We start from the raw sequence: 10600 nt of genomic DNA, 5'->3' as shown, positions 1-10600 counted from the left end.
GTGATCGGCAAGTGGCTGATGAGGGCGCCGCGCATCATCCTGCTGAACGACCCGACACGCGGCATCGACGTCGGCACCAAGCAGGAGATCTACCAGCTGCTGCGCCGGCTCGCCGACGACGGCGCGGCCCTCCTCTTCTACTCGACCGACCACGACGAGCTGATCGGCTGCTGCGATCGCGTGCTGGTGATGGTGGAGGGCCGGATCCGCCGCGAGCTCGTCGGTGCCGGGATCACCGAGCATGCGCTGGTCGGCGCGGCGCTGGACGTGGAGCCCGCATGACGGGGGCGGGCCGAGCGCCGGGCCGCCCCAAGCCGGCCCGCGTCCCCTCGGGGGACCGCCCGATGTACCCATCGGACGAGGGGCAGTCATGAATGATTGGCCGCACCGGCTGCGCGAGCACCAGGGCACGCTGCTCGCGTTCATCGGCTTCGTCGCGATGTTCGCGGTCTATGCCGCCAACCACCCGGCCGGCCTGACCGCGAATGTCGCCACCACCGCGGCGAACAAGGGCGTGCTGCTCGCGATCGTCGCGATGGCGCAGACGCTGGTCGTGCTGACCTCCGGCATCGACCTGTCGGTCGGCATGGTGCTGGTGCTCGCCAACTGCCTGGCCTCGCACCTCGTCGTCGGCACGCCAGGGCAGACGGCGCTCGGCGTGGCAGCCGTTCTGCTGGCCGGCTGCGCCTGCGGTGCGCTGAACGGGCTGATCGTGATCGTCGGGCGGCTGCAGCCGATCGTCGCGACGATCGCGACCGGCTCGGCCTTCTTCGGCCTCGCGCTCGCGCTGCGCCGCGTGCCGGGCGGCGACGTGAACGGCACGCTGGCCGACGCGCTGACCGGGCAGTTGCCGGGCGGCATTCCCGCGGCGCTCGTGCTGCTGCTCGCGCTGCTGCTGGTGGTGTGGCTGCCGTACCGCCGCTCGGTGATCGGGCGCGCGGCGGCTGCGGTCGGCTCGTCGGAGCAGGCGGCCTACATGTCGGGCGTGCCGGTGCGGCGTGCCAAGTTCGTCGCCTACGTGCTGTCGGGGCTGCTCGCGTCGGTTGCCGGGCTGTTCGTCACCTGCATCACCTGGTCGGGCGAAGCGTCGTCGGCCAACGGCAGCACCTACACGCTGTACTCGATCGCCGCGGTGGTGCTGGGCGGCGTGTCGCTGTTCGGCGGCTCGGGCAGCGCGGTCGGCGCGGTGTTCGGCGCACTGATGTTCCGCACCATCGGCGACCTGATGTTCGTGTTCAATCTCGAGCCGCTGTGGCAGCCGCTGTTCCAGGGCGCGGTGCTGTTCGCGGCGATCTGCGTGGGCGCGCTCAGGCTGCTGAAACTTCGCAACCGGCTCGATCTGTATGGATAGGCACCTGGCCAGGCACTTCCGGGGTCCGATCAGGGGCCCCATCACGTCGGCCTTCGGCTGCATCGTCGCGCTGCTGCTGCTGGGCAGCCTGTACAGCAGCAGCTTCCTGTCGCCCGAGTACCTGCTGCAGCAGCTGAAGGTGGCCTCGTTCCTCGGCGTGATCGCGACCGGCGCGATGCTGGTGATCCTGCTCGGGCAGATCGACCTGTCGGTGCCCTGGGTGGTGGCGGTCGGCGCGATGATGGCCACCGCGGCCACCGGCTGGGGGCCGTGGGGCAGCGCGTTCGCGATCCCGTTCGGCATCGCCTGCGGCGTGGTGCTCGGCCTGCTGAACGGCTTCGGCGTCGCGTTCCTGCGCATCCCGTCGATGATCGTCACGCTGGCCGTGAACGCGGTGGCGCAGGGGCTGATGGTGGTGCACACCGGCGGCTACTCGCCGCAGGATGCGTCGTCGCCGGCGATGCGCTTCATCGCGACCGGCCACAGCCTCGCCGGCATCCCGAACGCGCTGCTGGTGTGGGCGGTGGTCGGCGCGGCGGCGGTGTTCGTGCTGACGCGCACCACCTTCGGCCGCTGCGTCTACGCGATCGGCAACCGCGAGCGCGCCGCCTACCTGTCGGGCGCACGCACGCGGGCGGTCGTGATGACGGCCTTCGCGGTGGCCGGCGGGCTGTCGGCCTTCGGCGGCGTGCTGCTGGCCGGCTATGCGAGCAAGGCGGCGCAGGCGATGGGCGATCCCTACCTGCTGCCGGCGATCGCCGCGGTGGTGCTCGGCGGCACCTCGATCCTCGGCGGGCGCGGCCACTACCTCGGCACGGTGGCCGGCGTCATCCTGATCACGCTGCTGCAGTCCATTCTCTCGGTGATGCAGATCGAGGAGTGGGGGCGCCACCTGATCTACGGCGGCGTGATCGTCGCGATGCTGCTGCTGTACGGGCGGGGCGCGCCGGCGCGTTGACGCAGACGACTTCTCAGGCGTCTTCCGGATGCGTGTCCGGCGGTGGGGGCGACACGCAATGCCAAGCCGTGGCGAACAGGCACGCCGCGACGCAACACGCCGCCATCACCAACACCATCACGGCGCCACCGTCGAGGCGCGTCACGGCAGAGGGCATCACATCGTCGTTGGGATCGCCATTGTCGAGATCGCTCGACCTGCGTAGCAGCACGACGGCCAGCGTCACCAAGGTGCCCGTCGCCGCAAGGCTGGCCTTGATCGTCGTCGGGTGAGACGGCATGTTGGCGACCAGGCACTCACGTGCACCACGGACCTGCCGCACGATCGTCAGCCTGAACGGCTGCGGATTCCGTTCTTCGTCGGTCGGTCGCGCAGCCAATCTGCCGAAGAGACGCCCGAATTGCTCGCACAACCTCATGTTCGATCTCCCCGCGTTGTTCCAGATGCCGACTGAGTCACCGCGCCGGCTATCCGGTTCCCTGGCGGATCACAGCCGGGCGGTGAGGTAGGCCAGCGCCATCCGCACCGTCTCGCGCGTGGCCGCCTTCACCGAGACACCGCTCGGCCGCTCCAGCACCACCGCGTGGATCAGCGCATGCACCGCGTGCATCAGCATGTAGGTGGCGAGCTTCAGGTCCTCGACGACGATGTCGGCGCGGTGCGCCTCCAGCAGCCCGCGCAGGCGCCGCTCGATCTYGTCGACGGATTCGTCCGCGCCGGGGAACTGGTGCAGGCCGAGCACCTGCTTCTCGAGCACGCGGTGCAGGTCGGTATCGAGCTGGTGCGCCTTCACCGCCGATTCGATCACGCCGGCCAGCGCCTCCGGCAGCGACGAGCCGCGGTGCTGCAGCAGCGCGGCATCGAGCAGCGCGCTCATCTGCCGGCCGTGCCGGTCATGCAGCGCGGCGATCAGCGAATCCTTGTTCGGGAAGTACTGATACAGCGAGCCGACACTGACGCCGGCCACCTCGGCCACCGCGTTCGTCGTGGTCGCGGCATAGCCGCGCTGCACCAGAACGCGAGCCGCGGCATCGAGGATCGCGTCGACGGTGGCGCGCGAGCGCGCCTGGCGCGGTGCCTTGCGGGGCGTGAGAGGGGTGCTGGGCGGGGCGGTCTGCGGTGTGGACATCGGTTGCCGAAATGCGAGTTTCAAATACGAATAAAAACTCGCATAGTGTCGGCAAGGCGCTTCGCTGCGTCAACCCACCACCCACCTCCGCCATGTCAAGAACCCACACCTTCTTCATGCTGTTGCAGGCCACCTCCCACTGGCGATCGCTCGATGCCGCGCGGCGCGCGGCGTTCCGCGAACGCGTGCTGGTGCTGGTGTTCGAGAGCTTCCCGTCGCTGCGCCTGCGGCAGTTCGAGACCTGCGAATCGCGCTGGGACACCCAGTGCGCCGAGGTCGCGGTCTGGGAGACCCCCGACCTCGACGAGTACCACGCCGCGGTCGAGGCGCTGCACGGATGCGAGTACTTCGGCCTGCCGTACTTCGAGGTCATCAACGTGATCCCGACGCACGGAGAGTGCTGGCGAGAGGACGACTTTGCGGTGTCGCAGTCGTGCGCGCTGTGAGCACCGGCTGCGGCGCCAGGTGAACGTGCGCCCGCCGCACCGTGTCGAGCGGGCTGGCGGCGGCGCATCCGACCGGCGCGGCGAGATCCCAGTGCACGATCTTCAGCCACATCGCCGCCCGCAGCGATTCGCCGGTGGCGAGCCAGCCTTCGTTGAGGCTGCCATTGAGCATGCGCTTGCCGGCCTCGAACAGGTCGGCCGGCTCGAAGCGGCCGCGCGCATGGTGCAGGCAGACCGCGTAGGCGAACTCGCGCGGGCGCGGCAGGCGTGCCAGCACCGCATGCGCCGGCGCCGAGGCGCGCAGCGCCAGCTGGCTCTCGATCAGCTCGATGCCGGCGGTGTATTCGCCGCACTGCACGCACCACGCCAGGTAGTCGTCCAGCGCGAGCTGGTGGGGCGTCAGGCGCCGCTCGCCGCGCGCGAGGTTGGCGCGCCAGGCCGCCTGGGAACGACGCGCGCCGGACCAGTCATCGCAGGCCGCCTCGCCGCCGTGCAGCCACCGGGCCATCGCCCGCGTCGCGTGCAGGTTCGGGCGCATCGTGCGCGGCTCGCCGCTCTCCCCCAGCGCGAGGACTTCATCGCCGGATTCCCGGCGCAGCTCCCGGCCGGCCTCGCCGCTGTTGATCGCATGGTCGAGCCACCCGATCACGCGCGGCAGCACCGGCGCGATGTCCTCGTGCAGGCCGACGAGCCAGCAATACACCAGCTTGTGCAGCGCGGTGGCAGCCAGGTAGCCCATCGGGCGGTAGAGCTGGAAATCGATGTCGAGAAGCTGCCGCAACAGCGCACGGTCGGCGTGCAGGAAGGCTTCTTTCTCGATTCGGGGGTCGAACGGCATGGCATCTCCTCGGGGGCGCGCGGCGCACCAGCGCACAGGATGAGCGCCAACTGCGAAGAGAAATTGCAGAAGGCCCTCCGCAGCGCGGCCTGGCGGGCCAGTGCAAACCCTGCCCCGATGGCCGTCAGGCCCTAAAATCCGCGCTTTCCCCGCTGGCTTCCCGACCCGGGCGGCGTGCGGGCCCCGAACGGAGCCGAACCCATGGACACCCGCACCTCCCCGATCCGCCTGCGCCTGGAGCGCGTGCGCGACGCGCTGAAACAGCACCAGCTGGCTGCACTGCTGGTGCCATCGAGCGATCCGCACCTGTCCGAGTACCTGCCGGGGCGCTGGCAAGGGCGCGAATGGCTGTCGGGCTTCACGGGTTCGATGGCCACGCTGGTCGTCACCACCGAGCGCGCGGCGCTGTTCGCCGACAGCCGCTACTGGGTGCAGGCCGAGGCCGAACTGGCCGGCACCGGCATCGAGCTGGTGAAGATCCCGAGCGGCGCTGCCACCCACCACGTCGAGTGGCTGGCCAGCCAGGTGCCCGCCGGGCAGGGGGTGGCCGTCGACGGCGCGGTGCTGGGCCTGGCGGCGGCGCAGCAGCTGCGCACCGCGCTGACGCGCGCCGGCGTGCCGCTGCGCACCGACCTCGACTTGCTGGAAGACGTGTGGCCCGATCGCCCGGCGCTGCCCGAAGCGCCGGTCTACGAGCATGCCGCTCCCCACGCGCCGCTGGCCCGCAGCGCCAAGCTGGCGGAGGTGCGCCGCGCGATGGCGGTGCACGGCGCGACGCAGCATTTCGTCTCCACCGTCGACGACATCGCCTGGATCTTCAACCTGCGCGGCTCCGACGTCAGCTACAACCCGGTGTTCCTGGCCCACGCGCTGATCGGCCTGCACGGCGCGACGCTGTTCGTCGGCGTCGGCAAGGTGCCGGCAGCGGTGCAGGCGGCGCTCGCCGCCGACGGCGTGCAACTGGCCCCGTACACCGAGGCGGCTGCCGCGCTGGCCCGGCTGGGCGCCGAGGCCACGCTGCTGATCGACCCGCGCCGCATCACGCTCGGCCTGCGCGAGAACGTGCCGGCCGCCGTGAAGGTGGTCGAGGCAATCAACCCGAGCACGCTGCTGAAGAGCCGCAAGAGCCCCGCCGAGGCCGCCTTCGTGCGCGACGCGATGGCGCAGGACGGTGCCGCGATGTGCGAGTTCTATGCGTGGTTCGAGCAGGCGCTCGGCAAGGAACGGATCACCGAGCTGACGATCGACGAGCAGCTGAGCGCCGCGCGGGCGCGCCGGCCCGGCTTCGTCGGCCTGAGCTTCAACACCATCGCCGGCTTCAACGCCAACGGCGCGATGCCGCACTACCGGGCGACGCCCGAATCGCACGCGGTGATCGAGGGCGACGGCCTGCTGCTGATCGATTCCGGCGGCCAGTACCTGGGCGGCACCACCGACATCACCCGCGTCTGGCCGATCGGCACGGTATCGGCCGCGCAGCGGCGCGACTACACGCTGGTGCTGAAGGGCACGCTGGCGCTGAGCCGCGCCCGCTTCCCGCGCGGCACGCTGTCGCCGATGCTCGATGCCATCGCGCGTGCGCCGCTGTGGGAGCACGGCCTCGACTACGGCCATGGCACCGGCCACGGCGTCGGCTACTTCCTGAACGTGCACGAGGGCCCGCAGAGCATCAGCAAGGCGATCCCCGAGCCGCAGATGGCGATGGAGCCCGGCATGATCACCAGCATCGAGCCCGGCCTGTACCGCGGCGGCCAATGGGGCGTTCGCATCGAGAACCTGGTGCTGAACGTCGCGGCGGACACGCCCGAGAACGGTGCGTTCGGCGAGTTCCTCGGTTTCGAGACGCTGACGCTGTGCCCGATCGACACCCGCTGCATCGACCACAGCCTGCTGCGCGCCGACGAGGCCGCCTGGCTGAACGACTACCACCGCGTGGTGCGCGAGCGGCTGTCGCCGCTGGTGAGCGGCGAGGCGCTCGCCTGGCTGGTGGCGCGCACCGAACCGGTCTGACGCCGCGGGAGCGGCCCCGGGCCGGTGCGCCCCGTCGTGCCGACCCGCAGCCTGTCCCCGTGTTTCGACGCTTCGTCTCAGCGCGCTGTCGCCGGCGCGGGCGGCTGCCTACAGTTCACTCCAACGCAACACACACACCGCTGGAGACTGACATGTTCGACCGCCTCTTCGCCCCGCTGCTGACCTTCACCGTGCTGATCGCCGCGACGCTGTCGATCGCGATCGCGATGCTCGAGGAAGGCCGCGCCGGCACCACGCAGCAGGCCAGCGCCGAAGTCGTCACGCTGCCGATGGTCACGATCACCGGCAAGCGCGTGCAGAGCGTCGCCGAAGCCACGCAGGCGATGCGCACGACGATGCAGTGAGCAACCGCCGGAGCCGGCGCTTCACATGTGCCGGAACACGTGCACGTAGCTGCGGCTCACCGGCAGCAGCTCGCTGCGGCCCTTGATGTGCACGTCGGCCGTCTCGTTCGGCCCGCGCACCACCTGGGCCACCTGGTGCAGGTTCACGATCACCGAGCGGTGCACCTGCACGAAGCACTCCGGATCGAGCTCATCGGCCAGCTCGCGGATCGTGCGGCGGATCAGCGCTTCGCCGCCCTCCCACACGACCAGCGTGTACTTCTCGTCGGAGCGCAGGTAGGCCACCTGCTCGACCGGGATCAGCCGCACGCTGTTGCCCACCGACGCCTTGATCCACTGCAGCCACCCCGCCTGCCGCTGCGCCGGTGACTGGCGGCGCAGTTCSGCCGACATCTTCTCGATCGCGGCCTCCAGACGGTCGTCCGCCGCGGGTGCGGCGCCGTCGGTGCCGAGCCGTTGCCGCAGCCGCTGCACCGTATCGGCCAGGCGCTCCTCGTCGAACGGCTTCACCACGTAGTCGATCGCCCCCTGCTCGAAGGCCGTCACCGCGTACTGCTCGTAGGCGGTGACGAACACCACCTGGGCCCGCCGCGCGATCGAGCGCGCCGCCTCGACGCCGTTCAACCCCGGCATGTGCACGTCGAGGAACACCACCTGCGGCGCATGTTCATCGAACAACTCCACTGCCTCGCGGCCGTTGCGCGCCTCGGCGACGATCGTGAGCTCCGGCCACAGGCGCTGCAGCATCCCGCGCAGGCGCTCGCGCAGCAGCGGCTCGTCGTCGGCGATCAGCGCGGTGGGGTTCATGGTGCCGCTCCAGGGTCCAGCTTCGCGAACTGCGGACTGGGATCGGGCAGCACCAGCGTGGCGCGCAGGCCGTGCGGCGTCTCGTCGCAGAGTTCCAACCTGGCCGCATCGCCATAGGTGGCCTTCAGCCGCTCGCGCAGGTTGGCGAGGCCGGTGCCGGGCGCGGCCTTCTCGTCCATGCCGGCGCCGGTGTCGCTGACCCAGACCTCGACGCAGGCCTGCCGCGCATCGGCACGGGCACCGACCTCGATGCGGCCGCCCGTCTCGCTCGGGTCGATGCCGTGGCGCACCGCGTTCTCGACCAGCGTCAGCAGCGCCATCGGCGGGAACGGCAGGCCTGCCAGCGCATCGGGCACCGCGACGTCGAAGGCCAGCCGGTCCGGCATGCGCATGCGCATCAGCTCGAGGTAGGCGCGCACCAGCCCGATCTCGTGGCCGAGCGTGCTGCTGGTCTGCGCGAGGCTGGGCATCGTGGCGCGCAGGTAGGCGATCAGGCTGTTCAGCACCGGGCCGGCCCGTTCGGAGCCCGACTCCACCAGCTGCTGCACGTTGGCCAGCGTGTTGAACAGGAAATGCGGCTCGACCTGTGCATGCAGCAGGCGCAGCCGCGCGTCGAGCGCCTGTTTCTCGAGCGTGCTGCGTTCCAGCTCGAAGGCCAGCGCCTGCGAGCGGGCCTGGGCATCGCGTTCGCGGTAGAGCGCACCGAGCGCGAGCGTCAGGCCGACGGCGAGGCCGGTGGTGGCGATCGAGAAGAAGCCCCACAGCAGGCCTTCGTTGCGCTGGAAGCTGGTGACATCGCCCTGCACCATCACCAGGTAGGCGACCAGCGTAGCGACCGGCGCGGTGATGACGACGGCCGCCACCTGAACGACCCAGCGCGGCAGCCAGCGCGACGGCCAATGCCCGGCGATGTCGAAGGCCACCAGCAGCATCAGGCCGACGAAGATGCTGCGGCCCCAGACGCTGAGGAAGGGCGTCACGAAGATCGGGTTCAGTGCGATCGCGGCGACGGTGGCGACGATCAGGTTGATCGCGATGCGGCGTGGGGTCAGCGAAGCCCACAGCCGGGCAAGGTGGCGCGCGGGCGGAGCCGGCGGAGCGGGGGCAGCGGGGGCAGCGGGAGGAACGGACGGAACGGGCTTCATGGGATGCCACGATACGGCGCGGGGGCCCGGCCCGGCAAGCCGCGCAGCCCGGTGTGCGACAGACGGCGGATCCCGGGGTGCGAGTGACGGCAGGTTTCGCCCTCACGGGCGAGTCACTTTCATTTGAAGCCCAAATGAAAGTAACCAAAGCAAAGGGCCTCAATACAACACCATACGGTTCGTCCAGTCTCGCTGCGGACAACACTGACGCTTCGGCTGGTGCCCCACCTTCATTGGGATTGTTGGCCGTTCTTCTCCACCCAGCTCGCTACGCATCGCCAAGATGACGCAGCCCTCGCAGGGACTAGACGATGCGACGCGTAGCGAGCGAGTCGAGTGAAGCGGGAGAGCAACAATCCCAATGAACGGGGATGTGCAGCCGAAGCGTCAGTGTTGTCCGCAGCGAGACTGGACGAACCGTATGGTTTTCCAAGCCCTTTGCTTTGGTTACTTTCATTTGGGCTCAAATGAAAGTGACTCGCCCGCCGGGGCGAGACCCGGCACTGCCACGCAGTGATCACCCCCGGAGGATGAACTCCACCACCTGCCCCCGCGTCCCCGGATCATCATCGAACCCCCCATGCGTCGTGCTGGTGCWCACCGGCCCCGGCGACACCCACGCCGTGGTGTTCGGCAAGCCCTTCGCAGCAGCATCGAAGAAGCGCTGCATCCCCAGAATCGGCGTCGTGCTGCCCCCCTCGAACGATTCGCTGACGAGGTACAGCAGCGAGCGCCGGTACGGCCCGCAGGTGTGGTCCTGCTGCTCGGCACGTTCGCTCAGGTGGAACTGCTGGTAGCGCCTGACGACACCCGATTCGAGGTGCGGCCGCACGCAGCGTTCGAAGGTGTCCACGCGCACCGCCGGCGCCAGGAAGCTCACCGATTCGAAGCGCATGCCCTCCTGCGCCAGCCGATCGATCATCAGGCTCGCGACGATGCTGCCGGCCGAATGCCCGACGAAATGCATGCGGATGCGCTTGTCGGCCACGCCATGCTTGAAATGCCCGTACAGCAGCACCGCACCGGCCTGCTCGTCGTCCGGCACACCCGGCTTGTACGCACTCATCGCATCGGCGTTCTGCTTCATCTCGCCCCAGATGCGCGTGCCGGGACGCGACAGCACGCGCTCCAGCCGCTCGTTCCACCAGGCCGCCATCGACGAGCCGGCGGCGGTGCTGCGCGGCACGTCGCGGATCGCATCATCGATGCAGTTCAGCGCACTCGTGAAGAAATCCGTCTCCCACATCAGGAAGATCGGAAAGATCTTCTGCTCGTACAGCATCGGGATCCACTGCGCCGCGATGTCGGCCGCGGCAGACTCGCCGACCAGGCCGCCGTGCGCAAAGATGCAGACGTCGACCACGCCGTCCTGCAGCCCCCATTGCTTGCGCGCCTGCGCGAGCTGCACGTCGACGATCGCGCGCACGTCGTCGGGCCGGGTGCGGAATACGCCGCTGTTGCTCAGCGCGCCGTTGTTGCCCATGTTGACGATGAACGGCGACAGCTCGCGGTTGCGCAGCACCTCGCTCGCCGCGAGCGCGACACGGCCGG

10 protein-coding genes and 2 pseudogenes are annotated in these 10600 nt (G+C 69.9%); 6 read left to right on the top strand and 6 right to left on the bottom strand.

Translation table 11 applies throughout. From position 1 onward, the window contains the following. From AC1D15_RS08315 to AC1D15_RS08305, 3 genes and pseudogenes are all read left to right on the top strand, one after another. A pseudogene (locus AC1D15_RS08315) lies at window positions 1-282 on the top strand (sugar ABC transporter ATP-binding protein); the annotation flags it as partial. An 88-nt stretch (window positions 283-370) separates the two neighbouring features. Beyond that, window positions 371-1351, top strand: a complete 981-nt coding sequence (locus AC1D15_RS08310) for an ABC transporter permease (protein ID WP_477825610.1) — start codon at window positions 371-373, stop codon at window positions 1349-1351. Next, the gene (locus AC1D15_RS08305) at window positions 1344-2309 is read left to right on the top strand and encodes an ABC transporter permease (RefSeq protein ID WP_477825609.1); all 966 of its coding nucleotides are present in this window, start codon (window positions 1344-1346) and stop codon (window positions 2307-2309) included. Before AC1D15_RS08310 ends, AC1D15_RS08305 begins: the two co-directional genes overlap by 8 nt. A 13-nt stretch (window positions 2310-2322) precedes the next feature. Here AC1D15_RS08305 and AC1D15_RS08300 read toward each other — a convergent pair whose 3' ends face one another. Continuing rightward, the gene (locus AC1D15_RS08300) at window positions 2323-2727 is read right to left on the bottom strand and encodes a hypothetical protein (protein ID WP_477825608.1); all 405 of its coding nucleotides are present in this window, start codon (window positions 2725-2727) and stop codon (window positions 2323-2325) included. 69 nt (window positions 2728-2796) lie between these two features. Then, window positions 2797-3438, bottom strand: a complete 642-nt coding sequence (locus AC1D15_RS08295; RefSeq protein ID WP_477825607.1) for a TetR/AcrR family transcriptional regulator — start codon at window positions 3436-3438, stop codon at window positions 2797-2799. Between the two features lie 92 nt (window positions 3439-3530). On the opposite strand from AC1D15_RS08295, the gene AC1D15_RS08290 reads away from it, so the two are divergent. Continuing rightward, window positions 3531-3884: a darcynin family protein gene (locus tag AC1D15_RS08290; protein ID WP_465113327.1), complete on the top strand. Its 354-nt coding sequence runs from the start codon at window positions 3531-3533 to the stop codon at window positions 3882-3884. Here the strand turns inward: AC1D15_RS08290 and AC1D15_RS08285 are convergent. Continuing rightward, window positions 3811-4722: a hypothetical protein gene (locus tag AC1D15_RS08285; protein ID WP_477825606.1), complete on the bottom strand. Its 912-nt coding sequence runs from the start codon at window positions 4720-4722 to the stop codon at window positions 3811-3813. The two genes, AC1D15_RS08290 and AC1D15_RS08285, sit on opposite strands and share 74 nt — an antisense overlap. 201 nt (window positions 4723-4923) lie before the next feature. Here AC1D15_RS08285 and AC1D15_RS08280 point away from each other — a divergent pair, with 201 nt between their 5' ends. Then, window positions 4924-6732 carry an aminopeptidase P family protein gene (locus tag AC1D15_RS08280; protein ID WP_477825605.1) on the top strand — a complete coding sequence of 603 codons (1809 nt, stop codon included), beginning with the start codon at window positions 4924-4926 and terminating at the stop codon, window positions 6730-6732. A 152-nt stretch (window positions 6733-6884) separates the two neighbouring features. Beyond that, entirely contained in the window at window positions 6885-7097 is a 213-nt protein-coding gene (locus AC1D15_RS08275) for a hypothetical protein (RefSeq protein ID WP_047506091.1), read from the top strand. Between the two features lie 21 nt (window positions 7098-7118). Here the strand turns inward: AC1D15_RS08275 and AC1D15_RS08270 are convergent, their stop codons facing one another. The 3 genes and pseudogenes from AC1D15_RS08270 to AC1D15_RS08260 all read right to left on the bottom strand — a co-directional run. Continuing rightward, entirely contained in the window at window positions 7119-7904 is a 786-nt protein-coding gene (locus AC1D15_RS08270) for a LytR/AlgR family response regulator transcription factor (RefSeq protein WP_047506089.1), read from the bottom strand. Continuing rightward, window positions 7901-9049: a sensor histidine kinase gene (locus AC1D15_RS08265; RefSeq protein ID WP_477825604.1), complete on the bottom strand. Its 1149-nt coding sequence runs from the start codon at window positions 9047-9049 to the stop codon at window positions 7901-7903. Before AC1D15_RS08265 ends, AC1D15_RS08270 begins: the two co-directional genes overlap by 4 nt. Window positions 9050-9566: 517 nt before the next feature. Then, window positions 9567-10600 (bottom strand): annotated as a pseudogene (locus tag AC1D15_RS08260) (hypothetical protein); the annotation flags it as partial.

It is taken from the genome of Rhizobacter sp. P2_H2 (genome assembly GCF_056403375.1).
This window is presented reverse-complemented; position numbering and strand designations above follow the sequence as displayed.

Excerpts from the sequence above, each read along its gene's own strand:
- AC1D15_RS08265 (WP_477825604.1), bottom strand. The coding sequence starts at position 9,049 with ATGAAGCCCGTTCCGTCCGTTCCTCCCGCTGCCCCCGCTGCCCCCGCT.
- AC1D15_RS08275 (WP_047506091.1), top strand. The coding sequence starts at position 6,885 with ATGTTCGACCGCCTCTTCGCCCCGCTGCTGACCTTCACCGTGCTGATC.
- AC1D15_RS08290 (WP_465113327.1), top strand. The coding sequence starts at position 3,531 with ATGTCAAGAACCCACACCTTCTTCATGCTGTTGCAGGCCACCTCCCAC.
- AC1D15_RS08300 (WP_477825608.1), bottom strand. The coding sequence starts at position 2,727 with ATGAGGTTGTGCGAGCAATTCGGGCGTCTCTTCGGCAGATTGGCTGCG.
- AC1D15_RS08285 (WP_477825606.1), bottom strand. The coding sequence starts at position 4,722 with ATGCCGTTCGACCCCCGAATCGAGAAAGAAGCCTTCCTGCACGCCGAC.
- AC1D15_RS08310 (WP_477825610.1), top strand. The coding sequence starts at position 371 with ATGAATGATTGGCCGCACCGGCTGCGCGAGCACCAGGGCACGCTGCTC.
- AC1D15_RS08280 (WP_477825605.1), top strand. The coding sequence starts at position 4,924 with ATGGACACCCGCACCTCCCCGATCCGCCTGCGCCTGGAGCGCGTGCGC.
- AC1D15_RS08305 (WP_477825609.1), top strand. The coding sequence starts at position 1,344 with ATGGATAGGCACCTGGCCAGGCACTTCCGGGGTCCGATCAGGGGCCCC.